Origin of the sequence: Glycomyces amatae, assembly GCF_020991375.1 — a bacterium.
In the GTDB taxonomy this organism is placed as follows: Bacteria; Actinomycetota; Actinomycetes; order Mycobacteriales; family Micromonosporaceae; genus Glycomyces; species Glycomyces amatae.
This window is the reverse complement of record NZ_JAJLQZ010000001.1, coordinates 319,526-346,120: the sequence shown is the minus strand read 5'-3', so window position 1 is coordinate 346,120 and position 26,595 is coordinate 319,526. Positions and strand designations below refer to the sequence as shown.

Sequence of the window (26,595 nt, the reverse complement as noted above, 5' to 3'; positions counted from 1 at the left end):
TATTCGATGGTTAGCGGCTGTAGGGGCAACTACGGGCTACGCGCCGAGCTTTTGTTGAAAAGCGTACCGGGTGATCAGGTCGGGACGGTCGAGCGGAGAGGCTTTAGGGCCTGTTGCCGAACTCCCGGGGTGGTGGAATCCGAGTCCCTTGGTTCGCTCGCAAGGCGGAAGGCGCTCCAGATACCGGTGTTGTATCTGGAGCGCCGACAACGCAGTGAGCGGGGCAAGGGGCCGGATTCCGCCCCGCGGAGTTCGGCAACAGGCCCTAACTCGGCTGAACGCCGCTCTTTTGCCGGAGGGCGGCCTCGATGCCGGCGACGCGGTCGGAGAGCAGGGTGATGGCGCCGACGGCTCTCGACATTGGATCGTCGCTCGACCCGCCGAGGGTCTGCTCGCGCCGGAAGCCCTCCTTCACGGCCTCCCAGCGCGCCGCCTCCTCCTCGCTCAGGCGCCCGCGGAGCTCGGCGAGTTTGAGCAGGTTCGCCTCCGCGCCGGACGCGAGCGTCTGCGCCTCGCCCGCGTAGTGGTCGTCGACGACCGCCTCGAGCTCCTCCTCGTTCATGACCGGGACGACCCGCTCGGTCAGCCGGTTCATGTTCCGGTAGGACCCCTGGAGGAGGAACGGCGGCTCGGTGCGCGAGGCGTCGTCGGTCGCCGCCGAGGCGATGTAGGCCAGGTTGTTGGCCAGCACCGTCCGCTGGAGGTGGACGAGTTTGCGCAGCACCGACAGGACCTGGTCGAGCTCCCCGGCCGAGTACGGGTGGCGCAGGGCCGCGGCGTCGGCGGTCGGGTCGTCGTTCGCGAGGCGGATGAGCAGCTGCGTGTCGGCCCGCTCGCGCGAGGCCAGCGGCGCGGTCACCTTGTTCGAGGTGAGCGCGTTCTCGATGTAGGACTGGGCGAAGACCTGGTCGCGTCCGGAGAGGACGTCGCCGAGGTTCCACACGTCGGCGCGGTTGGCGAGCATGTCGGGGATGCGGAACTTCTGGCCCGCCTCGGTGTACGGGTTCCCCGCCATGCACACCGCGAAGCGCTTCCCGCGCAGGTCGTACGTGCGGGTGCGGCCGTTCCAGACGCCCTCCATCTTGCGCTGCGCGTCGCACAGCGAGATGAACTTCTGGAGCAGCTCGGGGTTGGTGTGCTGGATGTCGTCGAGGTACAGCAGGACGTTGTTGCCGGCCTCGAGCGCGAAGTTGATCTTCTCGACCTCGGCGCGGGCGGTCGCGTTCGGCGCGTCGGCCGGGTCGACCGAGACGGTGCCGTGCCCCAGGGCCGGGCCGTTCACCTTGACCAGGAGCATCCCGAGCCGGTCGGCGACGTACTCCATGAGGGTGGTCTTGCCGTAGCCGGGCGGGGAGATGAGCATGAGCATGCCCGACTGGTCGGTGCGGCGGCCCTCGCCCGAGCCGGCGCCGATCTGCTTGGCGAGGTTCGAGCCGATGAGCGGCAGGTAGACGTCGTCGATGAGCTGGTTGCGGACGAACCCGGCCATCGTCTTGGGCTTGAACTCCTCGACGCGCAGGGTGGAGCGGTGCGCCTCGATGATCTCGGCGCGGCGGCGCTGGTAGGCGCGGTAGCCCGGGAGGGTCCCGGTGCGGAAGCGCGAGGTGCGGGTGAGGAACTCGTCCAGGCGCAGCGGCAGGACCCGGTCGTCGATGCGCGGGTGGGTGCCGAGGAGGCCGGTCACCTGGCCGACGAGTTCGGCGGTGACGTCGTACGAGTCGGCGTCGGCCAGGAGGATCGCGAGGGCCTCGGGCAGGTCGGTGCTGTCGAAGGCGGTGCTGTCGTGCCCGTCGCCCTCGTCGCCGTGCAGGAACGCGTCGAGCCAGTTCCAGGCCAGGCCCCACTGCGAGTGCAGGTCGCCGTCGAGGGCCCCCAGGTCCTGCTCGAACGCGGCCTTCGCCGCGGGCCCGATCCGGCGTTCGAAGGCCGCCAGCAGGTCGCGGGCGCGGCCGGACGCGGCGAACGCGCCGGTGCCCGCGAGCTCCTCGGCGAGGTACGCGGCGGCGAGCTCGGTGGGCGCCTCCAACCGGTAGCCGTGGTGGAGGGACAGCCGGGTGCCCTCGAGGAACGGCGAGAGCCCGTTCTCGAGCTCGGCGACCAGGCCGGCCATGGCGTCGGGGCGGCCGAAGGTCTCGCGCACCCGGGCGAGGGACCGGGCCTGCGCGGCGAGGCGCGCCTGGTCCTCCTTGGGGACGCCGTGGACCCAGTACAGGCGGGCGGCGGCGCGGCACGCGGGCGTGAAGCGCAGGTTCCCTGCGGCGGTGTGCAGGCGCAGGACCTCGGCGAGGATCGCGGCGGCGTCGGCGTCGTGGACGCCGCGCTCGTACCCCTCGTCGTAGCGTTCGGCGGCGGCCGCCGAGACGAACCCGGGCAGGTCGGCGGCGAGGAGCTTCGCGGGCCCGTGCTCGGCCAGGAGCGAGGCGGCCAGGTGCTCGGACCGGTAGACCTCGGGGTTCTCCGAGGGCAGGAACTGCGCCCAGTACGGTTCGGTGCTCGCGAAGGCGGGGTCGTCGACGACGTGCCGGTAGTCGGTGCCGGTGAGCGAGAACGCGAGCCCCTCGCCCGAGGGCACGAGGGTGAGGTCGAGCGGCTGGGTGTTGACGGGGATGCGGTGCTCGCCGAACTTGACGGCGTCGCCGTCGAAGAGGTCGAGCCGGTCGGTCAGGGCCCGCCCGGCCTCGGCGCGGGCGGCGGCGATGCGGCCCTCGATCTCCTCGGCGCGGACGGTGTCGTCCAGGCCGCGGAGCTCGGCGACCACTTTGCGCAGCCGCTCGACCATCGGGTCGGTCGCGAAGTAGGTGTTGACCTCGTCCAGTGAGGACAGCGTGGCGGTGCGGCGGGCGACGGCCTGGAGGATGCGGTCGGCGGACGACACCAGCTGCTCGGCGCGGCGCGCGGCCTCGTCGAGCAGGTGCTGCTTGCGCGAGGAGAACGCCTCGTAGACGTCGGTGCGCTTGTCCGCCAGCCGGGTCAGGAACTGGTCGAAGTCGGCGAAGCGGGTCTCGAGGTTCTCGACGGTGAGCAGGAGCCGCCCGAGCTGCTCGTCGCACGCGGCGGGCGTGTCGGCGGCGCTGATCGCGGCGGTCACGGACTGGCCGAGGAGCGCGAACTCGGCCGCGAACTCGGCCTTGCCTTCGCCGACGGCGAGTTCGCGGCGGCGCGCGGCGAGGGTGGCGCGGGCGCGGTTGACGGCGGCGAGGACCTCGGAGACGCGCCCGAGGATCTGGGTGCGGACCACGGCGTCGCCGATCTCGAGGGACGCGACGACCTCGGTGAGGGTCTCCAGGCCCCGCTGGCGGACGTCGAGCTCCTCGAGGATGGGGGTCGACTCCGCTACCGTGGCGACGGTCCCGGCCTTGCCCTCGAGGCCGGCGATCTGCTCGAAGTAGGCGGTGAAGGCGTCCTCGCGCTCGAGGAACGCGACGGCGCGGCGGCCGGTCGCGTCGAGCGACTCGGTGACGTCGGCGGCGAGCCGGTCGATGCCCTCCAGGTCGATGTAGCGGGTCTCGCGCAGGGTGACGAGGTGGCCGCCGGCGCCGCGCAGGTCGGTGAGCAGCCCGACCCACTCCTCGGCGGACTTGGGGGCCTCGCCGCGGGCGCGGCGCAGCAGCCGGACGGTGTCGGCCTGGGCCTGCTCCAGGGACTTGCGGGCCTCGGCAGTCAGCTCGGCCACGGTGGCGTACTCGTCCAGGACCGCCTCGGCGGTGTCCCTGACCTGGCGCAGCGTCTCGTCGAGCGCGAACAGGCCCTCGTCGCCGAGCCACGGGTAGTCGTCCAGGCAGCGGGTCGCGGCGGCGATGAGCGCCTCGAAGACCGCCTGCGCGGGCTGCATCTCGCGGACCATGCGGGCCACCGACAGGGCGTCGGAGACGGCGCGGACGGCCTCGGCGTTGCCGATCCGGTGGATGGGCGTGTCGCCGGTCTCGGCCGCGGCGGCGTGCGCCTCGGACACGAACGGGGTCGACCAGACCTGGACGGGGTGGACGCGGGTGGCCTCATCGCCGGTGAAGCGGAAGGCGGCCATGGTGCCGTCGTCGAAGACCGCGTAGCCGTGGACGCTCATCGGCGCCGCGACCTCTTTGCGGATGACGTTGTACGGCAGCAGGAGCGAGCGGCCCTCGGGTTCGTTGTAGAAGACGTAGAGGACGTCCTCGCCGTTGGGGGAGCGCACGACGCGCTTGAAGCGCAGGCCCGTCGTGTCCTGGTCGAAGGTCTTGAGCTTCCCCTCGTTGAGGTAGAAGCCGCCGGGGAAGATGATGCCGTGGTCCTCGGGCAGGCGCCGGCAGGCGGCGCCGATCCCGTCAGCGCGCACGATCGTGGCGGTGCGCGTGTTGTAGACCAGGTAGCGGGTGACGGTCTCCTTGTACGGGAGGATCCGCAGGAGGATGAGCGGCCCGATGCGCGCGTAGGCGATCTCGGCGTCGGCGAGCGACTGGAGCCGCTCGGTCACGGGCTCGGAGTAGACGCCCTCGCCGGTCTCGGTGTTGTCCTCGATCTTGATCGTGAGGTCGCCGCCGAGGCACTCCACGAAGATCTCGTCCTCGATGGACACGTGCGGGTGGCGGCCGGTGACGTGGTCGTCGCGGGTGGTCTCGGTCCACTCGAAGTCGTACGGGTCGGGCCAGACCGCGTCGGCCTCGCCGCGCGCGTCGATGTACGCGGCGGTGCCGTCGGGGGCGGTCTGCCAGCGCAGGACCCGCTGGTCGGTGAGCTGGTCGCCGATCTTGAAGACGGCGAGGAGCCGCGTGTCGACCTCGCGGACCTGGAGGAGCTCGGTGGAGCGGTAGTACCGGTACATCTCGGTGAAGTCGGCGGTGAACTTCGCGTCGTCGAGGAGGTGCCCGGGCTCGGCGACCTCGGTGAACGCGAGGTCCTCGCGGGAGAAGTCGTGGAGGGCGAAGACGTCGGCGACGTCGGTGCGGGCCTTGAGGCCCATGTGGACGTTGTAGCCGAACAGGAGCCGGTCGCCGACGCGGGCCATGTCGCGGGGCACGCAGTTGTTGGCGGTGCGGATGCGCGTGGTGCCCAGGAGGGCCAGCTCGGAGGAGCCGAAGGCGCCGGTGCGGGCGGCGTTGAGGGACTCGGCGCGGTCGGCGAGCGCGTCGGCGTAGTCGGCGAGGCGGGACGAGAGGACCTCGTAGGTGCCGGCGTCGAGGGCGGAGGCCGGCGCGGCCTCGTCGGTGGTGGTCTTCTCTTCAGCCATGGGTTCCCTCGGGGGCGTTCGCGGGCGGTTCGGGGATCGACGGCCGCTGGTCGGGGCCGCGGCCGGGGCGGTGGTGCGGGGCGGCGGTCGGGCCGCCGACCCCAGGGGGGGGGGGGTCGGCGGCCCGCGGCCGGTGCGGGACTATCGGGCGATCTCCATCGCGGGCTTCTCGGCGACGCCGAGCTCCTTGGCCTTGCCGAGGAGGCCCGAGAGGACGTCGTGGTCGCCGCCGCCCTGCATGAGCTTGGCGATCGCGGCCGAGACGGTCAGGTTCTTCACGTCCTCGGTGCCGATCCCCGACAGGACGCCCTTGAGGTCCTCGGCGAACGAGGTCGAGCCGTTGCCCCAGGAGGCGGCGACGGACTGGGCGACCTCGGAGTGGGCGACGAAGCCGTCGACGGCCTTGCCGTAGCCGATCGCGCCGACCACCCGGTCGAAGAACTGGGCGTCGCCGCCGACCAGGGAGATGTCGGCGTTCGACAGGCCCGTGGCGATGACGTTCGCCTGCTGCTCGGCGATGGAGCGCCGGGCCTCGATCTCGGCGCCGCGCAGCTCCTTCTCCATCTCCAGGCGGAGGCGGTACTCCTCGTGCTCGCGGGAGGCGCTGGAGAGCGCGTCCATGGCGGCGGCCTTCTCGGTGAGGCCGGCGGACTCGGCGACGAGCTTCTCGCGCAGGGCGTCCGCCTCGGCGGTGCCCTTCGCGGCGGTCGCGGTCGCCTCGGCCTTGCCGATCGCGGCGTACGCCTCGGCCTCGGCCAGGCCCTTCGCCTCGGCGGCCTTCGCCTCGGCGAGCCCGCCCTTCTCGATCGCGTCGGCCTCGGCCTCGCGGACCTGGACCTCGGCGAGGCCCGGGGCGGCGGCGAGCGCCTGGTCGCCCTCGGCCTGGCGGATCTTCGCGCGGGCCTCGAGCTCGGCGGCCTGCTGGGCGGCCTCGGCCTCGGTGAGGCGCTGGCGGGCGAGGTGCTTGGACGCGGCCTCGGCGGCCTCGGCGGCCTTGATGTCCTTGACCAGGCTCTCCTGTGCCTCGGCCTCGGCGAGGATGATGACGCGCTGGCGTTCGCGCTCGGCCTCCTCGGTGGCGCGCAGGCGCTTGATGCCCTCTTCCTGCTCGGCGACGGTCTTCTCGACGGCGATGCGCTCGCGGACGACGTCGGCGATCTCGCGCTTCTGGCCCTCGAGCTCCTTGTTCGCGGCGATGCGGGCGAGTTCTTCCTCGCGTTCGCGGGCGACGACCTCGAGGATGCGGTCCTTCTCGATGCGCTCGGTCTCGACGGCGATGACGCGCTCGCGGTTCTTCTCGGCGACGGCGATCTCGCGCAGGCGGTTCTCGTGCTGGATGCCGGTGGCCTCCTCGGTCCTGATGCGGGCCGTCTCGGACTTGAGGCGCTCCTCGGCCTGGACCTTCTGGACCTCGGCGCCCTCGCGGGCGCGGAGGGTCTCGATCTCGCGCTGCTGGCGGATCTCGGCCTCGGTCTGGCGGCGCTCGAGCTCGAGCACGGCCTCCTTGGCCTCGACGTCCTGGCGCTTGATCTCCTTCTCCTCGTTGCGGCGGTGCTCGTTGGTGGTCACGGCCTCCCGCGCGGTGAGCTCGGTGATCTTGCGGATGCCCTGCGCGTCGAGGATGTTCTTGGGGTCGAGCTGCTCCATCGGGGTCTGCTCGAGGTAGTCGATCGCGGCGTCCTCGAGCGAGTAGCCGTTGAGGTCGGTGCCGATGACGTTGAGGATGCGGTCGCGGAACTCGTCGCGGTTGGTGTACAGGTCGGTGAAGTCGAGCTGCTTGCCGACGGTCTTGAGCGCCTCGGCGAACTTGGCGTTGAACAGCTCCTGGAGCGTGTCCTGGTCGGAGGCGCGCTTGGTGCCGATCGCGCCGGAGACGTTGAGGACGTCGTCGGCGGTGGCGTTGACCCGGACGAAGAACGTGATCGAGATGTCGGCGCGGATGTTGTCCTGGCAGATCAGGCCGTCCTTGCCCGCGCGGTTGATCTCGATGGTCTTGACCGAGATGTCCATGTACTCGGCGCGGTGGATGATCGGGAGGACCAGCGCCGAGGTGAAGGACACTCTGCGCGTGCGCAGCTTGGTGACGACCAGGGCCTGCCCGGGGGCGACCTTGCGGTACAGCCGGATGATCATGAGCAGCAGGCCCAGGAAGATCAGCGCGCAGACCAGCAGCGTGATCAGCGTCGCCGTGTTGGAGGCATCCATATGGTGGTTCCTAACGGGGCTTCGGGGGGAACGGTTGGGGCGGGAGTTTCGGGCGTGAGCCCACCATAACCGGGCCTCGCCGCCCGCGGGGTACGCGAGCTGCGGCGCGGCACGAATCAGGGATGACACGCGCCTGGGGCCGGTGGGGTTGCAGTGGCGGGTGGGTCTCACGCCTCGAGGACGGCGATGTCCGGCGGCAGGGCCACGGGCACGACCAGGAACACCTGGTCGACCTCGTCGTAGTCGAAGACGACGACCTTGGAGTGGCGGGCGAACAGGGCGTCCTCGACGCCCTCGGGCTCGTGCGGCGAGCGGCGCACGTTGATGAGGAGGACGTGGCCCTCCTCGTCGGCGATCTCGGCCTGGCCCGAGTCGAGCGTGACGGTGCCCGAGCGCACGACGCACACCTTGCCGACCAGGTCGGCGTGGGCGGTCGCGGGGGCCTCCTCGAAGAGCTTCGCGAGGGGCCGGGTGAGGAGGTTCGCGCCGAGCATCCCGACGCCGATCCCGGCGACGAGCACGGCGATGCCGGCGACGGCCGGCGGGATGGACATGCCGTCGGCGCTGCGGATCCAGGTCGTGCCCAGCACGGTCACGATCCAGCCCAGGGTGATCCACAGGGACACCACGACGGTGAAGGGGACGGCGCCGAATCCGAAGGCCGACCAGAAGCCGCCGCCCGCCTCGACCTCGGCGTCCGCGTCGGTGCCGAAGCCGACGATGTCGACGTCGAGCGCCCCGATGATCACGGTGACCCAGTACAGGACCACGAGCAGCAGACCGAAGGTGAAGACGACCGGTGGAAAGGATAGGGCGATATCCAGGAACTCACTCATGGGGCACGGGTCCTTCTCGGCGAATCCGGCGGCCCCGCGGACGCCGGGTCGGGCGGTCGCGGGCGGCGCTCGGTGCTGTCGGCCGTCCGCGCGCGAGCGTCGCACGGGCGGTTCTGCGGTTGTGGGGGCACAAGGGTCAGCGAATCGGGCCTCCTTCTAGCGTAATGCACGCGGCCCATGCGGGGAAGGTGGTGCAAAGCGGACTATCCCGGCGGCTTCGCCGGGCGCGGCGGCGGGCCGCGGCGCCCGGGCCGCGCGGCCGCACTCCCCGGTTCCGGTGCCGTTCGGCCGATGGGCCCGCTGCCCCACCGATTCCTCCACATGCGGCCCAGGCGCGGGGCGCCGCGTCGCGATATGGTGTGACCGGTCGGACAGCCGCCGCCCGGGACCGCCGTCGCGCGGGGCGGGCGCGGCCCGCGGACCCGTCGAGAAGGGGAGGACCGGTGCCCGGTTTCCAGACTGCGCTGGCGAACGCGGCCGCCGGCTGCGACGCCGCCGCCGCCCGGCTCGCCGCGGCGGCGCACCGCCTCGGCGACGCCGCGTTCCAGACCCCCGTCGACCCCGGGCTCCTCGCGGCCGAGCGGCAGATCGCCGACGCGGCCGCCGCCTCCGCCCAGCAGCTGCGCACCGACCCCGAACTCCTGCAAGCAGGGCACGTGATCCTCCATGAAGGACGCACCGTCCCGCTCATGGTGCCGTTCGGCGAGCGCGGGCACCTCGCCACGAGCGTGGACGCACGCGTCGACGGCGTCGCGGCCCTGGTGCGGACCGCGGTCCTCCACGCCGTGGCGACCCGCGAACCCGGCGGGCTGCGGGTGGTCGGCATCGACACCGCGACGCTCGGCGCGAGCTTCGCGCCGCTGCGGCCGCTCGCGGACGCGGGCGTGATCGAGGCGGTCGCCACCGACGCCCGCGCCGCCGCCGACGCCGTCGCCATGGCCGAGGCCCAAGTGTCCGAGCACATCGCGGGCAGGCGCCGCGACCGAATGCTCCTGGTCGTCGCCTCCCTCGGCGAGGCGCCGCGGCCCCTGGTCGAGCGCATCGACGCGCTGGCGCGGTCGGGCCTGGCCCACGGGGTCACGGTGCTCGGCTGCGGCCTCCCGCAGCTGCCGCAGGCCGCCGTGATGCACGCGGTCGGCGACCGCGTGGAGCTCGCGCACCCGCCCGCGGCCCCGCTCGGTCGCGGCGAGCGCCTCGCGGCCCCCGTCGCCTGGCCCCAGGCCCCCGAAGCGTCCTACATGGCCGGTGAGGCGCTGCGGCTCGCGGAGCGCGCCAAGGCCGCCGCGACGCTCACCTTCGACGACCTCATCCCCGACCGGCCCGAGTCCGGCGACCCCGCCAGGGGCCTCGAGGTCCTCATCGGACGCGACGCGGCCGGGGAGGTGCGGCTGCGGTTCGACGACGCGACCCCGCACTGGCTCGTCGGCGGGCGCACCGGCGGCGGCAAGACCGTGTTCCTCCTCGACGTCCTCTACGGCCTCGCATCCCGTTACGCTCCTTCGGACCTGGCGCTGTTCCTGCTCGACTTCAAAGAGGGCGTGTCGTTCACCGAGTTCATCCCCACCGAACGGGACCGCACGTTCATCCCCCACGCGCGGGCCGTCGGCGTCGAGTCCGACCGCGAGTACGGCCTCGCGGTCCTCACCAGCTTGAACGAGGAGATGACGCGCCGCTCCACGGTGATGAAGCGCCACGGCGTGGCCTCCTTCTCGGGGCTGCGCGAGCACGAGGCGTACCCGCGGATCGTGTGCGTGGCCGACGAGTTCCAGGTGCTCCTGGCCGGGAACGACCGGGTCGCCTCCGAGGCCGTCGCGCTCCTGGAGAACCTGGCCCGCAAGGGCCGCTCGTACGGGGTGCACCTGGTGCTCGCGTCGCAGACGATCTCCGGCATCGAGGCGCTGTGGGCCAAGAAGGACTCGATCTTCGGGCAGTTCCCGATGCGCGTCGCCCTCCCCGGCGCCCGGACCGTGCTCGACCACAACAATGACGCGGCGACCCGGATCTCCCTCGGCCAGGTCGTGGTCAACCCCGAGGGCGGCACCGCCGGGGCCGACCGGATCGCGCGCTTCCCCGACACCGACCCCGGGGTCATGCTGCGGCTGCGCGAGCAGCTCGGCGCGGCCCACGCCGGGGTCGGCGCGCCGCGCGTCTTCTACGGGTACCGGCCGGTGCACCTGGACGAGACCCTGCCGGGCGAGCGGCGCCCGGGCCGGGCCCTGGTGGGCCGGGAGGTCTCGCTGCGGCTCGACGCCGCCGGCGTCGACCTCGACCGCAGGCCCGGCAGGCACCTCGCGGTGCTCGGCTCCGACCCCGTGGGCGGCGAGGCCCTCGAAGCGGCCGTGGCGTCCCTCGCCGGGAACGGCGCGCGGGTCCGGGCCGTCGACTTCACCGGCACCGCCGCCCTCGGTGCGGCCGAGCGGATCGCGCCCGAATCGTTCGTCGCGGCGCTCGCCGAGGTCCCCGACGACACGATCGTGGCCGCATGGGGGCTCGACGCGGCCGCGTTCGACACGAAGGCGCAGCAGGCCCTGCGCGCCCTGCTGCGCACCGGCCCGGCCCGGGGCGTGCACCTGCTCGCCTGGTGGCGGAACTTCCGGCGCTTCACCGACGACATCGGCGGCAGCGCCGGACGCGAGGACGTCGCGTGCGCGCTCGTCCTCAACCTGCCCGGCGGGGAGATCATGTCGCACTTCGGCACCCAGTTCCAGCACTGGAACCCCCGGTCCGGGCGGGCGCTCCTGGTCGACCGGCACGCCGACACCGGGAGCGGGCGGCTCGTCGTCCCGTTCTCGCGGCCCGACGGCCCGGGGCCGGGACCGCAGCGCAGCGGCGAGACGACGCCGATGGAGAGGACCCGCCCGTGACCGCCTTCGACGACTACCTCGCGCAGCTGCGGCGCCTCGACGAGGCGCGGCGCAGCGCCGACGAGGCCGCCGCGCGCACCGCGACCGCGACCGAGTCGCTCGGCCAGCGGGCCGCGCGCCTCGCCGAGCAGGCGGCCGCGCAGCGGGCGGCCGTGGACGAGCTGGCGGGCGCCGCGCGCACGGCGCCCCCGCATCGGGCGCCGGCCCCGCCGCCGCTGGGCGACCCGGTGGCCGAGATCGACGCCGCCGAAACCGAACTGCGTTCAGCCGCGACGCAACTGGAGGAGGCGCGGTTCCTCGCGCACCGGCCGCCGTGGCTGCCGCGGTGGCGCTCGGACGAGCGCAACGGCCTGATCTACGGGGCGTTCGCGGCGGTGTGCGTGGTGGCGCAGCTGCTGGTGCTGCGCACGTTCAGGGCCGATGACATCGGGGCCGCGATCATGCTGGGCGCCCTCCTGATCGCCGCACCGCTCGCGGCGTTCTGCCTGGGCTGGTTGACCATCGGCGTGGCCGCGCGCCCGAGGATCGGCGACGAGTCGGCGAGACTCGAACGCAACTTCCGCCTCGGCCTGGTCCTGTGCGGCTCGACGCTGCTGGTCGCCTGCATGGGCTTCTTCAGCTGAGCCGCAAGCACTGTCGCAAACCCGACAGCTGCTGATCGGCACCCCGGCGCGTCATTCGCCCGGTGTTCGAACAGGCCCCCATAGCGTCTGCTCCGTGACCACGTACGAACATGAAGCGCCCCTGCGGCTTCTGCAAGACAATCCGAAGCTGGCCGAAGAGCTGTACTGCGGGCTGCTGGGTCGCCGCCTCCCGGACTACACCGGCGTCGAGACAGGGTCGGAGGCGATGACCCGCGAGCATGAAGCGGTGGTCCGCAACTGCGACAACGTCACCGTCTTCTACAGGGACGGCGAGGCGGTCTTCGCGCTGCTCTTCGAAGTGCAGCGAAGTGAGGACAAGCGCAAGCACTACAGCTGGCTCGACTACATCGCCTCGGCACGAAGCCGGCTCAAGTGCCCGGTGGCACTGGTCGTCATCACTTTCGACGAGGTGACCGCGAAGTGGGCGGGCGAGCCGATCGACACAGGCCACCCGAGTCTGATCCTCTACCCGCTGGTGATCGGTCCCTGTCAGATCCCGGCCATCACCGATCCGAGAGAAGGGCGCGAGAATCTGGCGGTCTCCCTGCTCTCGCTGATCGCGCACTGTCGAGGTGCGCGGGGACCGGCGGTCATGCGGTCCTACTACGAATCGATTCGTCACCTCGACCAGGAGGACTGGACGAGATACGCTGAATTGGCGCTGAATGCGCTGGGAGAGGAAGACTTGATCATGAGCCTTCAGGAGATGATCGTGAACGACGGCAATCTGCCCAAGAGCTACAGGGTGGGTCTCTTCGGCGAGCGGTACGACAGAGGCAGGGCCGACGGAAAGGCCGAAGGCGAGGCGATCATGCTCCTGCGGATCCTCGAATCGCGCGGAGTCGTCATCAATGAGGCCGCCCGCGGTCGCATCCTGGAATGCGGCGACAGCGAACAGTTGGAGCGCTGGGCCGACCATGCACTGTCCATCGAGCACATCGAAGAACTCTTCGTCTGAAGCACGATCATGATCGACGCGCAGACCTACCGGAAACTGATCGAATCAGACCCGGCGCATTCGCCTTATTGGCCGGGCAGTCTTTTCAACCTGGCCTATTTGGCGGGATACACACGCTCCCTCGGATTGGCCGGCGCCGAAGAACTGTCCGCGGAGTTGGTCGCGGCACTGCGACCGGGCGTGCACCTCCGAGCCGATCAACTCGGTGTCTCGATCCCAGACGAATTGCGGGTGCGCATAGATTCGTGTACCGACTGGGAGCAGTGGGGACCGCTGATGACCGAATTCGATGCCGTCGTCGACCGTGTGCGCGACCAGACCGGCTGAGCTTCGATCGATGGAGACGGCGCGGTTCCCCACTCGGGGACCGCGCCGTCTCACCTGCGGCGCTTCAGCAGGTACACCAGGCCCGCGACCGGCAGCACCAGCGGCACGTACCCGTAGCCCGAACCGAAATGCGACCACACCGACGGCTCCGGGAACCAGTCCGGCACCGCGAAGCTCAACGCCCCCACCGCGACCACGCCGGCCAGCTCGACGCCCACGGCCGCCAGCGCGAGCCCGGCCGCCCCCCGGATGATCGCGACCGCGGCCACCAGGTAGATCGCCGCGGCGATCGCGCTCAGCGCGAAGCTCACCGGCGCCTCGCCGAACTTCGTCGCCACCTGGAACAGCGCCCGCGCCCCCGCCGACACCGCGAACACGACGTAGACGAGCACGATGAGCCGCCCGAAGCCCGCCGCGAGCGAACGCGGGTCGGCGGTGCGGTCAGCCATGGATCTGGAACTCCCAGATCTGGTGGACGCGCAGCATCAGCGCCGCGACGACGAGCCCCGAGGCGGCCACCGTCCCGATCCCCCAGCGGCTGCGGTCGATCGAGCCCCAGAAGGTCGCCGCGACCGGCACCAGCAGCGTGGTCACCAGGTAGGAGAAGAACAGCGCCTTCCCGCCGCCCGCCTCCCCGGGCACGATCGCGATCGACGCCGCGAGCTGCGCCAGCAGGAGCGCCTCCAGTACCGCGACTCCGACGAGGTGGCGGCGGCCCACCCGCTGCGAGCGGGCCGTGTCGACGAAGAACCACGCGCTCATCGCCAGCGCGGCGGCCTGGACGGCGAGGTAGAGCCATTCGATCACGCACCTGACGCTAATACAGGCCCCCCGCGGCGAATCCGAGGCCGCACCGCGAAGTGGCCGCCGCGGCGCCGAAGGCTCGGCGGCGTCGGCCCCCGCGACTAGACTTCGCGGCATGGCTGACCTCACGCACGTCGACTCGACCGGCGCCGCCCGGATGGTCGACGTCTCCGGCAAGGACGTCTCGCAGCGCTCGGCGCTGGCCACGGGACGGCTCGCGACGACCCCGGAGGTGGTCGCGGCCCTGCGGGACAACTCCCTGGCCAAGGGCGACGCGCTCGCCACCGCCCGGATCGCGGGGATCATGGCGGCGAAGCGGACGCCCGACCTGGTGCCGCTGTGCCACCCCATCGCGATCAGCGGCGTGAAGGTGGAGCTCACGGTCACCGACGAGGGCGTCGACATCGCCGCGCGCGTGAAGACCGCCGACCGCACCGGCGTCGAGATGGAGGCCCTGACCGCCGTCACGGTGGCGGCCCTGACGCTCGTGGACATGGTGAAGGCCGTCGACCCGGCCGCCGCGATCACCGACGTCAAGGTCGAGGAGAAGCTCGGCGGGAAGACGGGCGCGTGGCGGCGCGAAGCGCCGGGGGCGGCCCGGTGACCGCCGTGAGCGCGCTCGTCGTGGTCGCCTCGAACCGGGCGGCCGACGGCGTGTACGAGGACGAGTCCGGGCCGATCCTCGTCCAGGGGTTCGCCGCCTGCGGGTTCGGCGTGGCCGGCCCGGTCGTCGTCCACGACGGCGACGAGGTCGAGCAGGCCCTGCGCGACGCCGTCGACGACGGCTTCGACCTGGTCGTCACCTCCGGCGGCACCGGCCTCACCTCGAAGGACCTCACCCCGGAGATGACGCGCCGCGTCATCGACCGGGAGGTGCCCGGCATCGCCGAGGCGATCCGCGCCGCCGGGCTCGCGAAGACCCCGCACGCGGCCCTGTCGCGCGGCGTCGCCGGATGCGCGGGCACGACCCTGATCGTCAACCTGGCCGGATCGAAGGGCGCCGCGAAGGACGGGCTGGCGGTGCTCACCGCCGCGCTCATCGAGCACGCGGTCGCCCAGCTGCACGACGGCGACCACGAGAGGAACCCATGAGCGACACCCCCATGCCCTGGGCCGAGGCCCGCGAGACCGCCTGGGCCGCCGGCTACGAGGCCCGCCCGGCCGCCGCCGAGCTCCCGTTCGACCAGGCCCTGGGCTCGGCGCTCGCCGCGCCGCTCATGGCCGTCTCCGACCTGCCCGCGTTCCCCACCTCCGCCGTCGACGGCTGGGCCGTCGCCGGGCCGGGCCCGTGGCGGATCGGCGGCGCGGTCCTCGCCGGTCAGGTCCCCGAGGCGCTCGGGCCGGGCCTGGCCGTCACCATCGCCACCGGCGCGCAGGTCCCCGAAGGCGCCGAGGGCCTCATCCGCTTGGAGCACGGCCGGGTCGAAGACGGCGCGGTGGAGGGCCCGGTCGCGCGCGAATGGCGCGGGGCCGGGGAGGAGGCCGCGCGCGGCGAGGAGCTGCTGCCCGCGGGCACGCCCGTCACCCCGCCCGTGGTCGGGCTCGCCGCCGCGGCCGGGCACCTGACGCTGCCCGCGCACGGCAGGCCCGGCGCGCGCGTCGTCGTCTTCGGCGACGAGCTGCTCGCCACCGGCGTCTCCGAGAAGGGCCGGGTCCGCGACTCGCTGGGCCCGATGGTCCCCCACATGCTGGCGGCCGCGGGCGCCGAGACGGCGCCGAGCCTCGGGCCGGTCGAGGACACCCTGGACGCGCACGTCGCGGCCCTGCGGGCGGCGCTGGGCGAGGCGGACCTGGTGTGCACCACCGGCGGCACCATGGTCGGCCCGGTCGACCACCTGCACGCCGCGCTCGCCGAGGTCGGCGCCGAGTACGTGCTCAACACCGTCGCAGTGCGGCCGGGGTTCCCGATGCTGCTGGCGCGCACCGGGGACGGGAAGTTCGTGGCCGGGCTGCCGGGCAATCCGCAGTCGGCGGTGATCGCGGTGGTCACCGTGGTCGCGCCGCTGCTCGCGGGCCTGCGCGGGCTGCCGCTGCCGCCGCTCGGGTCGATCCTCCTGTCCGAGGACGTGCCGGGCCGGGGCGACTTCACGCACCTGGCCCTGGTCGACCCGGCCGGGCGCCGGCTCGCCCACCACGGGTCGGCGATGCTGCGGGGCCTGGCGGGCGCCGCCGGTTTCGCGGTCGTCGGGCCGCACGACAACGCGACCGCGGGCGCCGCGGTCGCACTCGCACACGTCCCTGGAGCAGATTCATGATCCGCGCACGCGTCCTCGACGCACCGCTCGATGCCGCCGAGCACGAACGGGCGGTCGCCGCCGCCGAGGCCGGGGCGGTCGTCTCGTTCTCGGGCGTCGTCCGCGACCACGACCACGGCCGGGGGGTGCTGTCGCTGTCGTACGAGGGGCACCCGTCGGCGGGCGAGACGCTGCGCGAGGTCGCGGAGGAGATCGCGGCGCGGCCCGGGGTGCGCGGCGTGGTGGTCTCGCACCGGGTCGGGGACCTCGCGATCGGGGACCCGGCGCTGGTCGCGGCGGTCGCGGCCGAGCATCGCAAGGAGGCGTTCGAGGCGTGCGCCGACCTGGTGGACGAGGTGAAGGCGCGGCTGCCGATCTGGAAGCACCAGTTCTTCGACGACGGCACCGACGAGTGGGTCAACTGCCCCTGAGCGGGCGCAACGGTCCGGCTTTCCGCCGGGCCGCGGCCGCGCGCTCGCGCGGGGCCGGCGTGGGGAGTGGCATCGGCGTTCGCATGTCCGACCGCGTTCGCGCGATGCCGACGCAAGGACCGCTCCGGCCAGTCCCGGGAGCGCGCCCGCGCGGTCCGGGGGAGGCGCCGCCTCCGGCCGCGCCGCGTTCACCCTTTCGGGTGGAACGGGCGCGGCAGGGCCGCTTCGGGGCCGTTTTCTGTCAGACCCGCCTGCCAGGATCGCGGCAGACTTCCCTCCCCTCTCGGGAGGGTGGGGGTTTGGGATGGTAAAGGCCTTAAGCCCTCATTCACCCTTCTCGCCCTCGGACCCGCCGTCCTTCGGCTCGTCGCCGGACTGCTTGCGGCCCACGGTCCTCACCAGGATCACGCCGCCGCCCACGACCACCAGCAGGCCCAGCAGGATCGCGGCCAGGGTCGCGCCCGTGTTCGAGTCCTCCGGCTCCGCGGCGTCCGTCGCCTCCGGCTCGGCGGCCTCCTCGGTGGTCGGCGCGGCGGACGTCGCCGCGTCGCTCGAGGGCGCCTGCGTCGGCGCCGAGCCCGGCGCGTACAGGTCCTCGGGGATCGCCTCGACGGTGAACGACAGCGAGCCGTCCACCCGGTGCCCGTCCTCCGAGATCACCCGGAACGCCACCGTGTACTCGCCCGGCGCGGTGTACAGCATCGGCTGCGTGAAGGTGTCGCCGTCGAACGTCGGGTCGGCCACGTCCACCGTCGCGCCGGTCGCGTCGGTCACGGCGATCTCGGTGGAGGGCCCGTCGAGGGTCTCGGAGAAGGTCGCGGAGACCGAGGCCGGGGCCTCGGCGAGGACCGCGCCGTCCTCAGGGTCGGTGCCCGTGAGCGCGGCGTGCGCCGAAGCGGGGGAGGCGAGTCCGAGCGCCAGCGCACCGCCCGCGGCGGCGGCCAGCAGGAGCGCGGCGGTCCGTTTCATGGGAGTTCTCTGCATTTCGCCATAGTGCCATGGGGTCCGCGGCGCCCCGGTGGGTGAATGGTCACACCGGCCACCGGACCGCGGACCGCCGGTCACGCTGCGTAGGCGTCTTCAGTGGAAATGGGCCTCTTAGCGGAGATAGTACCGCTGACCCTCGTGTTGACGATCGCCAGAAGTTGTGGTGTGCTTACGTCCATGGTTGAACCGATCCGATGGGGAATCCTGGCGACCGGCGGAATCGCATCGACCTTTGTGGAAGATCTTGCCCTCCTCGACGATTGCCGCGTCACCGCTGTGGCCTCTCGATCGGCGGAGCGCGCCGCCGCGTTCGCCAAGAAGTACGACATCCCCCACGCCTGGGACTCCGCCCAGGCGCTCGCCGCTGACGACGAGGTCGACATCGTCTACGTCGCCACCCCGCACTCCCACCACTACCTGCCGACCCTGCAACTGCTCGAGGCGGGCAAGCACGTCCTGTGCGAGAAGGCGTTCGCCTACAACGCCGCCCAGGCCCGCACCATGTTCGACGTCGCCCGCGAGCACCAGCGGTTCCTCATGGAGGCCATGTGGACCCGCTGCAACCCGGCCATCCGGGAGATGCGCCGGGCCATCCAGGAGGGCATGATCGGCGAGGTCGTGTCCGTCCACGGCGGCTTCTCCCTCGCGGGCGACATCCCGCCCAGCCACCGCCTGCGCAACATCGAGCTCGCCGGCGGGGCCCTGCTCGACCTGGGCGTCTACCCGCTCACGCTGGCGCACCTGGCCCTGGGCGCCCCCGAGTCGGTGTCGGCGACCGCGGTCATGGACACCACCGGCGTCGACGCCCAGACCGCGATCACCCTCAAGTACCCGAACGCGATCGCGCAGCTGTCGTGCTCCTACCGCGGCGGGCCGGGCAGCGAGGTCACCATCGCGGGCACCGAGGGCCGCATCGAACTGCGCGACTACGCGTACCGCCCCAGCGGCTACACGCTGGCGCGGTACAACGAGGCGCCGCGCGAGTTCGAGGCCCCGTACGTGGGCCACGGCTACGTGCACGAGGCCCTGGAGGTCCACCGGGCGCTGCGCCAGGGCCGGCTGGAGTCCACGCTCGTGCCCCCGCAGAGCACCATCGAGGTCATGGAGATCATGGACGAGGTGCGCGCCCAGATCGGGCTGCGCTACCCCGGCGAGACCCACCCGAAGTAGGGGGTCAGTACTCGATCTCCCTGCGGGCGGCCTCCCGTTTCGCGACGATGGCCGCCTGCTTCTCCCGCAGCCAGGCGACGCGCGCCTCGGCGTTCTCGATCGTGGTGTCCTCGGCCTGCTCGACGACGACGCCGCGGCGCTCGGCCTCCTCCCGGAACACCTGGTCGAGGCCGGGCAGCAGCGCCATGACGGGGCCGGTGAAGAAGCCGGTCGCGGCCTCCTTCGTGAAGATCCAGCCCTTGTACTCGATCTCGCACACGACCTGGCGGCGCCCGGCCTCGGGGTCGCGGAGGGCGAGGTCGCCGACCATGGCCCACAGGGTGAAGATCGCGGCGGTGGCCCGCTCGGAGACCCAGCCGCGGCCGGGGACCGGCGGCAGCAGGTTCTCGATGGACTCGGTGAAGGTGTCGGTGGAGAGCTTCTGGATGATCCCGTCCAGGGACCGGGTTCGGATGGCCTTCACCTTGTGCCACTTGGCGGTGCCGCCGTCGAAGCCGACCTCGTCGGGGCCGATGTCGATGGTCCCGAAGTTGTCGAGCAGCCCCAGGAGCATCCCGGTGCCGGTGGGGGGCTTGTTGCCGGCGGTGATGAGCTTGCCGAGGCTCCACTGCCACTCCTCGGTCACGGGCGAGGCCGGGAGCGGGAGGCGGGCGAGCAGCTCCTCGAAGTCGCCCTCCTTGAAGGCGGACTTGGTGCTGGAGGCGAGGTTCTGGGCGGCGTCGCGCCGCTCGGCGGCGTAGCCGGTCGCGGCGTCGACCTTGCCGCGGGCGAAGCCCGCCGCGGCGTCGCGCTTCTCGCGGGCGGTCTCGACGCCGACGTCGACGACCATCTTCCCGGCGTCCTGCGCGCGCTGCTTGATCTGCTCGAGGCGGTCTTTCATTCCCATGCGAGCAAGATACAGCTTTGTGGCCACCGGGTGGTCACCCAGCGGCGCGAGTCCGGAAGGGCTTCTTGGCCTTCAGGTCCAGCCGCGGCGTGAAGGACTCGATATGGCCGCTCTCGGGCCGCCACACCCGGTAGACGTCGGCGCGGACCCGCAGGTCGGCGACCATGCCGGGGGCCACGGCGATCTCGGCCTCGGCCCGGGCGGCGGTCTCGCCGGTGTGGACGGCGGTGCCGCGCACCGGCGCGAACCGGCCGTCGACGGCGACGGTGAGGCGGTGGGCGCCGGGCGCGAGCGGGTAGAACCAGCTGCCCCACGACACCGGCACCGCGGTGCCGTCCACGGCGGCCTCCGGCGCAGCGGCGTAGGCGGCCGACAGGTCCGGGACGTCGCCTTCGTGCGCGACCACCGCGCCGGGGCGCCGCTCGGCGCTGACCCGGTGCTGGCGCAGCTGGAAGCGGACCAGCACGCCGGTGGCGCCGGACGGGAGCACGTCGCGGTGGCGCCACCCGTCGGCCACCTGCACCGCGGTCCCGCCCTCGACCGGTTCGACGCGTCCCAGGCGGAAGTCGAGGTGGTCGCGGACGCGGCGCTGGAGCCTGCTCCGGTCCCAGCTGAGCGCGAGGCCGCCGAGGAAGAGCACGACCAGGGCCGCCGGGCACGACAACCAGAACACGAGCTGCCCGGTGCCGGTCGGATAGACCCGCGCGAACGGGCCCGAGCCCACCCGTTCGGCGGTCTCGTAGGTGAACACGGTCGCGGCGACGCACAGCAGGAGGCCCGCGGCGATGAGCGCCCAGCCCGCCGTGCGGGCGGTCTTCGAGCCCGAGCCCCGGGGGCGCAGCCGTTCCAGGGTGTCGACGCGGGCGATCGGGGAGACGTGCCGGTCGGTCGAGACCAGGTCCCCGGTCTGGTCGGTGGTGAGGCAGACCCGCTCCCCCGCGCTGACGTCGACGTGCGCCTGCGCCGCGCCGCGGCCCTGCGCCTCCACGAGGTGCGGTCCCGGCTCGACCTGCACCTGGTGGCGGCCGTCGCCGCAGCCGACCACGGCGCCGTCGACGAGCAGGACGCCGGCCGCGCCGCCGCCCGCGCGGGTGCTGAGCAGCACGTCGATCACGCCGAGGCCCGGGCCCGGGGCGGCCTCGGCCGTCCTGCCGGCGGTGAACTCCGCGGTCGGGGCGGCCGCGACCGGCAGCGGGCCGAAGGTCTCGACCCTCGCGGGCCGCTGCACCCAGGCGTCCATCGTCTGCACGGGCACGTCGCCGGCGTCGAAGTAGCCGGGCCGGGCCGGTCGCCGCTCCCCCATGGCGCTACTGGGTGAACGCTTCGGTGATGTCGGTCGAGCCGCCGGTGCCCATGAGGCGCCCGACCGTGCTCACGGTCTTCACGCCCGCCTCGGCCCACGGGCCGGAGACCTTGCCCATGAACTCCAGGACCGGCTTCATGATCTTGTTGGTCGTCGCGAAGGTCTGCATGACCTCGTAGACCTTCTTGAGGGCCTTGCCGATCGTGATCACGGCGTTGACGACCGAGCGCATCATCGCCGAGGCGGCCGAGGCCCCGAAGGTCACCACCGAGGAGGCGAGCGCGACGAGCCAGGCCATGATCTCGTCGACGCACCAGTCGGAGACGAGGCTGATGAGCCACTTCTGGATGGCCGTGGCCAGGGCCTCGCACAGCCGCAGCAGGCTCTCCAGGATGATCGTGCGGTCGGCGAGCTCGAAGACGCCCTCGGCGAACTCGCCGATCTTCTCGCGGGCGGCGTCGCCGTCCTGGCCGTGCCACTGCTTGAGGGCGCCTTCGGGGATCGCGGCGATGCCCTCGCCGATGGGGTGCATCTTCTCGCGGATCTCCTGCCAGCGCTTGATCTCGTCGCCCATGCGGGAGGGGTTGCCGGTGACCATGCCGATGAGGTCGTCGACCGGTTTGATGAGCTTGATCAGGAACTCCATGCCGTTCTGGAGCAGGAGGCTCAGGGGGTTCTCGAAGAACGTCCCGATGTCGCCGCCGATCTGGAACACCGAGTTGGTCAGGTCGCCGAGGCCGCCCATGACGCTGGAGACGCCGTCCTGCGCGCGGACGACCTCCTTGACGGCGTCGACGCCGTTCACGGTGTTGTTGTAGAAGGACGGGCCGGTGACGCTCTTCCACGAGTCGGTGCGGATCGCGTCCCCGGCGCCGGAGTAGTTGAAGGTGCTCCCCGCGACGTTGAAGGACTCGCCGAGGCCTTCGGGGGCGAGCTCGGCGAAGGCCTGCGCCATCTCGTCGTCGGCGTTGGCCCAGTCGGTGCGGCAGGCCTCGAGCCGCCCGGCGTGGCCCTCGATGCCGTCGGCCATCATCTGGAACAGCGAGCGCAGCTCGCCGATCATCGAGAAGTAGCCGGTGGCGAAGGTCGCCGCGCCGCACAGGCCCCACCCCATGAGGTCCATGCCGTCCTTGTCGACCTCGGCGCTCAGGGCGGCGGCGTCGGGCTGGACCTGGCGCAGCGCGCCTTCGGCGGCGCTCAGTTCGGCGAGGGTGACGCTGGTGATGTCGACCATGGGCGGGCTCCGATCGAGGGCGGCGCCGCGGGCGGCGGCGAAGCGGCGCGTCAGTGATGCGTCAGTGGCGCCGCTCACGTGATTGTACTGCCGGCGGGCGCGCCGCCGCCTCCTGCGGGCCAGAGGTCAGCGGTCGGTGCCCTGGTCGAAGCGGCCGCGCATGTGCTCGGGCAGGCTCTGGCGGACGATGCCCATGACGTCGATCCGGTCCCCCACGAGGGCCTGCGCCATCTCGGTCATCTTGACGCCGTAGGCGGCCTTGGCCTCCTCGATGACGGCCATGACCGCCGGGCCGAGGGTCTGGCGAAAGCGCATCGCGGACTCGTCGATGCCGATCTCGGCGACCTTGCCGTCCGCGTCGAGCTTGACGCGGATGCGGCCGTCCTCGGAGAACGCCTCGACCTCCGTCGTGCCCATCTCCTCGGCCAGCCGGTTGTACTTCTCGAGGGTGGCCTCGGCCTCGGCCTGCATCCGCTCGAGGCGGGCGAGCATCTCCTGCGGGCTGGGCCGCTCGCTGCGGTCGGTCACGGCTGCTCCTCCGTGTCGGGGTCGACGGGGCGGACGCCCCCGCCGAAGAGGTCGGCGGGCGCCGGAGCGCCCATGATGCCGGCCATGGCCGCGGACAGTTCTGCGGCGACCTTGCGGTCGGCGGCCCGGATGGTCTCCACGATGAGCTCGCCGAGCTCGTAGCCGCTCAGCTCGAACGCGTTCAGCCGCAGGTCGAGTTCCTTGAGGTTGCCGGCGGCGCCGGCGACGACCCTGACCGCGCCGTCCTCGCTCACCGCCTCGCCCTCTGCCTCGACGGCGAGGCGCTGGATCTCAGCGGCCCGCTGCCGCATGTCGGCGGTCGGATCGTCGGTCATGGCCCTCCCTTCATCAGGCCGCGGCAGGAGGCCGCGGTCACTCCCGATGCTAATGGGGCGGTGCTCGCCGCCGGTGACGGCGGGTGACCGATGGGCGACGCCCCCGTCGCGAACGGGAACGCGACCGCGCCGCGCCGCGCCCGGCCGGAGGCGTGACCGGGCCGTACCGCCGTCCGGGAACGGCAACGGCCGGGCCCGCGATCGCGGGCCCGGCCGTTGCGAAGGTGCTACGCGTAGGGGTCTTCGGCTTCGTTCCCGATACCCCAGACGTCGTCGTCCTCGGTGAGCCAGGTACCGGTCTCCTGACCGTCCTCGCCTTGGCCGCCCATGCCGCGGCCGCCGGCGCCGCCCATCATGCCGCCCATGGCGCCGCCGCGGCCCATGCCGCCGGCGCCTCGGCCGCCACCGGCACCGCGACCGCCACCGGCCCCGGCGCCCATGCCGCGGGCACCGCCGCCGGCGCCCATCATGCCGCCCATGCCGCCGCCGATACCGCCACCGGCGCCGGCTCCGGCGCCGATGCCGCCACCGGGACCGCCGCCCATGCCGCCACCGCCGGGGCCGCCGCCCAGGGAGCCGCCGCCGAGGCCGGAACCGCTGCCGAGCCCGCCGCCGGAGGCCAGGCCACCGGTGAGGTCGTCAGGATCGGGACTCGAGGGCGACCACGTGTTGTCGTCCAGGCCCCCCGGTCCGTCGGTGTCGGGGAAGGTCGGGGACGTCGGCGTGCCGATGTCCCCGGGACCGTTGCTGTCCGGCAGGTTCGGGGATGTCGGCGTGAGCCCCTTGGGGGACCCGGGCGGTTTCATGTCGCCCAGGCCGGGGGGCGCGCCGCCGCCGGGAGGGGACCCGCCGTCGAGGCCGCCGCTGCCGGGGTTCTCGACGTCGCCGCCCTCGTTGAAGGCGGTCGGCTCGGAGGTCTTGGCCTCGGTGTTGATCTCCGAGACCGCCAGATCGGTGTTCTCGTGGCGGTCGGTGATGTCCTCGTTGACCTGGGTGGCCTGCGCTTGCAGCTGCTCCTGGCCGTCGGTGCCGAGGCTGTCGGTCTCGCGCTTGGCGTACTCGTCCGCACGGGTGCGGGCGAGTTCCTCGCCCTTCATCCCGTCCTCTTCGTAGTCCGGGTACTGGTTCGTGTGCTCTATGTACATGTCATAGATGCGCTCTCGCTCTTCCTGGACCTCGTCGATGATGGTGGGCTCGAAGCCGGCCCACTCCATCGCGACCTTGGTCTCGTCGTCCGGGAAGACTTCGCAGGCCGCGAAGTACGGCGGCCGGATGTGGATCTTGTGCGAGCAGGCGGCAGCGTCCTCGAGGTGGAACTTCGGCGAGGGGTAGACGCACTCGTCGCGGCCCTGCTGCTCATAGATGCTGTCGGACTTCTCATCGAGGATCTTGACGGCGCCGCCGACAGTGCCCTCTTCACCCCAGATATCGGCGAGGACGGTCCGGGCGTTCTTGATGACCTTCTCGACCTGCTCTTCGAAGGCGTCGTAGTCGTCGCCCTTCCAATCCTCGGAGAGGGTGGAGAGGCCGGTCTTGAGGTTCTCGGGCACATCGCTGAGCGTCTGGTAGATGTTCTTCCACTCAGAACTGATCTGCTCCATCGAATAATCGTCGGCAGGTTCTGGACGAAGGGACCTGACAAGCGAGTTGACCGACTGGCCGTCCGGCAGTGCGTAGGTCTGGATGTCTCGCGCAGGAGAGACAGTGGCGGTCTGACCGTTCTTGGGGACGGCCGACATGAGCCGGAGCCAGGCCTCCTCGGCGGGTTCGACGACCTTGGCGGTGCATTCCTCGCCGAGATCGCAAGTCGGCGTCTTCAGCAACTCGTTGATGCGGGCCTCGATCGCGGACTTCTCCATCCCGACCTCGGCGTCACCGTAGTCTTCCTTCTCGAAATCTTCTTCTGCCATGTCTAGAGCCCACTCTCTTTCTTGGCGAGGAGGTCGGCATGCGTCTGCGGCATGTATTCGTTCAGCACCCAGTCGACCAGTTCCTCATCGGTGAACGGGTATACCGGTTCGTCATCGTTGAAAACACCGGGGTCGTTGAAGTGCGTGATGAACACGTAGACGATCAGGTCGCCCTTGAGACCGATGGCGTTGAGTTGATGCCCCGTAGACGTGGTGGACGCGAAGTAATGGCTCGCATCCCAGTCGCCTTCGATCTCACCCTCCTGCGGGCTCAACATTTCGACGCCGTCGATCTCGATGGCCTCTTTGAGCTGCTCGACGCGGCCCTCGAAGTTCTCGGCCGCCTCTTCAGGTGAATCCCACGGCACCCCGCCGACGTCGATGCTCGCGTCCCCGGGAATGTCCTTGCCGTTGAGGTTGTACGAGGGAAGCGTCGCGGAGGCACCGCAGGTGAACGCCTCGCCGTCGAGACCACCGCCGGTCGCACTGCTCACGAGACCGCTGCCGCCCAGATCCGTGACGCCCATGAAGTCCTGAAGGGTCTGGATGTCGTCGAAGGCCTCACAGCCATCCCAGTCGATCATCACGCTGTACGAGCCGACCTCGGAGCTGCCGCCTTCGCTGGAGCCTCCGTTGTCGTCCCCGTCTCCAGGGGCGGGCAGCTCGTTGCCGCCGCAGCCGGCCAGGAGCAGACCGGCGGCGCCGAGTGCGGCGAAGCCCTTGATCAGGGTCAGGTTTCGGGTCACGTCCGTAAGTCCTCTCTGTCGGTCGCCCGGTTGCCGGCTGACCACTATGACAATTCGCCGTCGAAGTCGGCCGCGCTCTGCGCGTCGGTCTCCTCGTGCAGGTTGCCGGACTCTTCGAGGGTGTCGATGATGCCGTGCAGGGATTCGCGCAGTGCCTGGAGGTTGTCCCAGGTCGTGGAGTGGAAGGTCTCGTACGTCCCCCGCGCCGCGTCCGATCCGCCCATGGCGCCGAACGCGGGCATCTTGCCGAGCGCTTCACCGTTGCGGAGCTTGGGGATGATGTCGTTCTCGACGATGTCCAGCTGCGCCTGGACCTTGGTGCGGTAGGCACGCAGCGCTTCGGGATCGACCTGCTTGCTAGTCGCCATCGCGTTCCCTGTCTGTGAGTTCAGTACCTGCGGTACGTTCCCCCCGACGTGCGGTTCGACGCCATCGCGCGAGGACGCGAGCGGTTCAGGGCGGAACCTGCTTGCTGCGTTGCGCCCTCGGGGGGATTACGCGGGTCTCGGATGTAAGTTCAACGACCACGTTAGCAGGGGTGTGCAAACCGTGTTCCCCCTGAATGATTGCGCCGATACGGGGCGTGACCGCAGCTCACGGACATGTCCGCGCTCCAGTCGCGGCCGGAGGGCACGGGTCAGGCGTAGAGGTCGTCGCCGTCGGTCATGCGGAGCAGGTCCGTGGCGACCTGCTGGTCGACCACGCCGCCGTTGTCGATCGCGGTCTGGAGTCCGGCCATCAGGCCGTACAGGGTGCCGCGCAGGTACTGGAGGTTGCGCCAGGACGTCGCGTGGAAGTCGGCGTACTCGACGGCCGCGACCTCGGCGGCGCCGGGCGCGGTGCCGAAGGCCGGGGCCTTCCGCAGGTCGCCGTCGCGCAGCACCGGGATGATCTCGCCCTCCAGCTCCTCGAGCAGGTCGCCGAGGAACTGGCGGTACCGCTCGAGCGCGGCCGGGTCGAAAGCGCGCGTGTCCATGCGGGGGCTCCTTC

At 71.9% G+C, this 26,595-nt stretch carries 24 protein-coding genes; 9 read left to right on the top strand and 15 right to left on the bottom strand.

Translation table 11 applies throughout. From position 1 onward, the window contains the following. Nucleotides 1-265: 265 nt before the first annotated feature. The 3 genes from LO763_RS01660 to LO763_RS01650 form a co-directional block, all read right to left on the bottom strand. Complete coding sequence (locus LO763_RS01660; protein WP_230600108.1) at nt 266-5,203, bottom strand: DNA repair ATPase; 4,938 nt, start codon at nt 5,201-5,203, stop codon at nt 266-268. Between the two features lie 141 nt (nt 5,204-5,344). After that, complete coding sequence (locus LO763_RS01655) at nt 5,345-7,408, bottom strand: SPFH domain-containing protein (RefSeq protein WP_230600107.1); 2,064 nt, start codon at nt 7,406-7,408, stop codon at nt 5,345-5,347. A gap of 167 nt (nt 7,409-7,575) precedes the next feature. Then, nucleotides 7,576-8,244 (bottom strand): OB-fold-containig protein, encoded by a 669-nt coding sequence (locus LO763_RS01650; RefSeq protein WP_230600106.1) that lies wholly within the window; start codon nt 8,242-8,244, stop codon nt 7,576-7,578. A gap of 443 nt (nt 8,245-8,687) precedes the next feature. On the opposite strand from LO763_RS01650, the gene LO763_RS01645 reads away from it, so the two are divergent. The 4 genes from LO763_RS01645 to LO763_RS01630 all read left to right on the top strand — a co-directional run bounded on the left by LO763_RS01645 (nt 8,688) and on the right by LO763_RS01630 (nt 13,037). Continuing rightward, entirely contained in the window at nt 8,688-11,108 is a 2,421-nt protein-coding gene (locus tag LO763_RS01645; protein WP_230600105.1) for an FtsK/SpoIIIE domain-containing protein, read from the top strand. Further along, nucleotides 11,105-11,731, top strand: a complete 627-nt coding sequence (locus LO763_RS01640; protein ID WP_230600104.1) for a hypothetical protein — start codon at nt 11,105-11,107, stop codon at nt 11,729-11,731. The genes LO763_RS01645 and LO763_RS01640 overlap by 4 nt, the downstream gene beginning before the upstream one ends. A gap of 94 nt (nt 11,732-11,825) precedes the next feature. Further along, entirely contained in the window at nt 11,826-12,710 is an 885-nt protein-coding gene (locus LO763_RS01635; protein ID WP_230600103.1) for a hypothetical protein, read from the top strand. Nucleotides 12,711-12,719: 9 nt separating this feature from the next. Then, nucleotides 12,720-13,037, top strand: coding sequence for a hypothetical protein (locus LO763_RS01630; RefSeq protein ID WP_230600102.1), 318 nt, complete (start codon nt 12,720-12,722; stop codon nt 13,035-13,037). Between the two features lie 50 nt (nt 13,038-13,087). On the opposite strand, the gene LO763_RS01625 is transcribed toward LO763_RS01630, so the two are convergent. Both LO763_RS01625 and LO763_RS01620 read right to left on the bottom strand, forming a co-directional pair. Further along, nucleotides 13,088-13,486, bottom strand: a complete 399-nt coding sequence (locus tag LO763_RS01625) for a hypothetical protein (RefSeq protein ID WP_230600101.1) — start codon at nt 13,484-13,486, stop codon at nt 13,088-13,090. After that, nucleotides 13,479-13,844, bottom strand: coding sequence for a hypothetical protein (locus tag LO763_RS01620; protein ID WP_230600100.1), 366 nt, complete (start codon nt 13,842-13,844; stop codon nt 13,479-13,481). The genes LO763_RS01625 and LO763_RS01620 overlap by 8 nt, the downstream gene beginning before the upstream one ends. A 112-nt stretch (nt 13,845-13,956) precedes the next feature. Here LO763_RS01620 and moaC point away from each other — a divergent pair, with 112 nt between their 5' ends. The 4 genes from moaC to LO763_RS01600 are packed head-to-tail and all read left to right on the top strand — an operon-like array spanning nt 13,957 to nt 16,506. Then, nucleotides 13,957-14,445, top strand: a complete 489-nt coding sequence (gene moaC, locus LO763_RS01615; RefSeq protein WP_230600099.1) for a cyclic pyranopterin monophosphate synthase MoaC — start codon at nt 13,957-13,959, stop codon at nt 14,443-14,445. Next, entirely contained in the window at nt 14,442-14,933 is a 492-nt protein-coding gene (locus tag LO763_RS01610) for a MogA/MoaB family molybdenum cofactor biosynthesis protein (RefSeq protein WP_230600098.1), read from the top strand. The genes moaC and LO763_RS01610 overlap by 4 nt, the downstream gene beginning before the upstream one ends. Continuing rightward, on the top strand, nt 14,930-16,096 hold the full coding sequence (locus LO763_RS01605; protein WP_230600097.1) for a molybdopterin molybdotransferase MoeA: 1,167 nt from the start codon (nt 14,930-14,932) through the stop codon (nt 16,094-16,096). Before LO763_RS01610 ends, LO763_RS01605 begins: the two co-directional genes overlap by 4 nt. Further along, nucleotides 16,093-16,506, top strand: a complete 414-nt coding sequence (locus tag LO763_RS01600) for a molybdenum cofactor biosynthesis protein MoaE (RefSeq protein ID WP_230600096.1) — start codon at nt 16,093-16,095, stop codon at nt 16,504-16,506. The genes LO763_RS01605 and LO763_RS01600 overlap by 4 nt, the downstream gene beginning before the upstream one ends. A gap of 324 nt (nt 16,507-16,830) precedes the next feature. On the opposite strand, the gene LO763_RS01595 is transcribed toward LO763_RS01600, so the two are convergent. After that, nucleotides 16,831-17,475, bottom strand: coding sequence for a copper resistance CopC family protein (locus LO763_RS01595; RefSeq protein WP_230600095.1), 645 nt, complete (start codon nt 17,473-17,475; stop codon nt 16,831-16,833). 195 nt (nt 17,476-17,670) lie between these two features. On the opposite strand from LO763_RS01595, the gene LO763_RS01590 reads away from it, so the two are divergent. Beyond that, a complete protein-coding gene (locus LO763_RS01590) occupies nt 17,671-18,663 on the top strand; it encodes a Gfo/Idh/MocA family protein (RefSeq protein WP_255671495.1) in 993 nt (330 codons plus the stop codon). A 4-nt stretch (nt 18,664-18,667) separates the two neighbouring features. Here the strand turns inward: LO763_RS01590 and LO763_RS01585 are convergent, their stop codons facing one another. From LO763_RS01585 to LO763_RS01545, 9 genes are all read right to left on the bottom strand, one after another. Beyond that, a complete protein-coding gene (locus tag LO763_RS01585) occupies nt 18,668-19,549 on the bottom strand; it encodes a hypothetical protein (RefSeq protein ID WP_230600093.1) in 882 nt (293 codons plus the stop codon). A gap of 34 nt (nt 19,550-19,583) precedes the next feature. Beyond that, nucleotides 19,584-20,852 (bottom strand): hypothetical protein, encoded by a 1,269-nt coding sequence (locus LO763_RS01580; protein ID WP_230600092.1) that lies wholly within the window; start codon nt 20,850-20,852, stop codon nt 19,584-19,586. 4 nt (nt 20,853-20,856) lie between these two features. Beyond that, nucleotides 20,857-22,164: a hypothetical protein gene (locus tag LO763_RS01575; RefSeq protein WP_230600091.1), complete on the bottom strand. Its 1,308-nt coding sequence runs from the start codon at nt 22,162-22,164 to the stop codon at nt 20,857-20,859. 48 nt (nt 22,165-22,212) lie between these two features. After that, on the bottom strand, nt 22,213-22,614 hold the full coding sequence (locus tag LO763_RS01570; RefSeq protein ID WP_230600090.1) for a YbaB/EbfC family nucleoid-associated protein: 402 nt from the start codon (nt 22,612-22,614) through the stop codon (nt 22,213-22,215). Next, on the bottom strand, nt 22,611-22,949 hold the full coding sequence (locus tag LO763_RS01565) for a YbaB/EbfC family nucleoid-associated protein (protein ID WP_230600089.1): 339 nt from the start codon (nt 22,947-22,949) through the stop codon (nt 22,611-22,613). The genes LO763_RS01570 and LO763_RS01565 overlap by 4 nt, the downstream gene beginning before the upstream one ends. A 227-nt stretch (nt 22,950-23,176) precedes the next feature. Further along, nucleotides 23,177-24,859 (bottom strand): WXG100 family type VII secretion target, encoded by a 1,683-nt coding sequence (locus LO763_RS01560; RefSeq protein WP_230600088.1) that lies wholly within the window; start codon nt 24,857-24,859, stop codon nt 23,177-23,179. A gap of 2 nt (nt 24,860-24,861) precedes the next feature. Beyond that, complete coding sequence (locus tag LO763_RS01555) at nt 24,862-25,605, bottom strand: hypothetical protein (RefSeq protein WP_230600087.1); 744 nt, start codon at nt 25,603-25,605, stop codon at nt 24,862-24,864. A 44-nt stretch (nt 25,606-25,649) separates the two neighbouring features. Further along, nucleotides 25,650-25,973 (bottom strand): hypothetical protein, encoded by a 324-nt coding sequence (locus LO763_RS01550; RefSeq protein WP_230600086.1) that lies wholly within the window; start codon nt 25,971-25,973, stop codon nt 25,650-25,652. A gap of 269 nt (nt 25,974-26,242) precedes the next feature. Then, complete coding sequence (locus LO763_RS01545) at nt 26,243-26,581, bottom strand: hypothetical protein (RefSeq protein ID WP_230600085.1); 339 nt, start codon at nt 26,579-26,581, stop codon at nt 26,243-26,245. Between the last annotated feature and the right edge of the window lie 14 nt (nt 26,582-26,595).

Coding starts and splice junctions, on each gene's coding strand:
- LO763_RS01585 (WP_230600093.1), bottom strand. CDS start 19,549: ATGGGAATGAAAGACCGCCTCGAGCAGATCAAGCAGCGCGCGCAGGAC.
- LO763_RS01600 (WP_230600096.1), top strand. CDS start 16,093: ATGATCCGCGCACGCGTCCTCGACGCACCGCTCGATGCCGCCGAGCAC.
- LO763_RS01560 (WP_230600088.1), bottom strand. CDS start 24,859: ATGGCAGAAGAAGATTTCGAGAAGGAAGACTACGGTGACGCCGAGGTC.
- LO763_RS01625 (WP_230600101.1), bottom strand. CDS start 13,486: ATGGCTGACCGCACCGCCGACCCGCGTTCGCTCGCGGCGGGCTTCGGG.
- LO763_RS01590 (WP_255671495.1), top strand. CDS start 17,671: ATGGTTGAACCGATCCGATGGGGAATCCTGGCGACCGGCGGAATCGCA.
- moaC (WP_230600099.1), top strand. CDS start 13,957: ATGGCTGACCTCACGCACGTCGACTCGACCGGCGCCGCCCGGATGGTC.
- LO763_RS01545 (WP_230600085.1), bottom strand. CDS start 26,581: ATGGACACGCGCGCTTTCGACCCGGCCGCGCTCGAGCGGTACCGCCAG.
- LO763_RS01595 (WP_230600095.1), bottom strand. CDS start 17,475: ATGAAACGGACCGCCGCGCTCCTGCTGGCCGCCGCCGCGGGCGGTGCG.
- LO763_RS01605 (WP_230600097.1), top strand. CDS start 14,930: ATGAGCGACACCCCCATGCCCTGGGCCGAGGCCCGCGAGACCGCCTGG.
- LO763_RS01650 (WP_230600106.1), bottom strand. CDS start 8,244: ATGAGTGAGTTCCTGGATATCGCCCTATCCTTTCCACCGGTCGTCTTC.
- LO763_RS01660 (WP_230600108.1), bottom strand. CDS start 5,203: ATGGCTGAAGAGAAGACCACCACCGACGAGGCCGCGCCGGCCTCCGCC.
- LO763_RS01630 (WP_230600102.1), top strand. CDS start 12,720: ATGATCGACGCGCAGACCTACCGGAAACTGATCGAATCAGACCCGGCG.
- LO763_RS01655 (WP_230600107.1), bottom strand. CDS start 7,408: ATGGATGCCTCCAACACGGCGACGCTGATCACGCTGCTGGTCTGCGCG.
- LO763_RS01565 (WP_230600089.1), bottom strand. CDS start 22,949: ATGACCGACGATCCGACCGCCGACATGCGGCAGCGGGCCGCTGAGATC.
- LO763_RS01550 (WP_230600086.1), bottom strand. CDS start 25,973: ATGGCGACTAGCAAGCAGGTCGATCCCGAAGCGCTGCGTGCCTACCGC.
- LO763_RS01580 (WP_230600092.1), bottom strand. CDS start 20,852: ATGGGGGAGCGGCGACCGGCCCGGCCCGGCTACTTCGACGCCGGCGAC.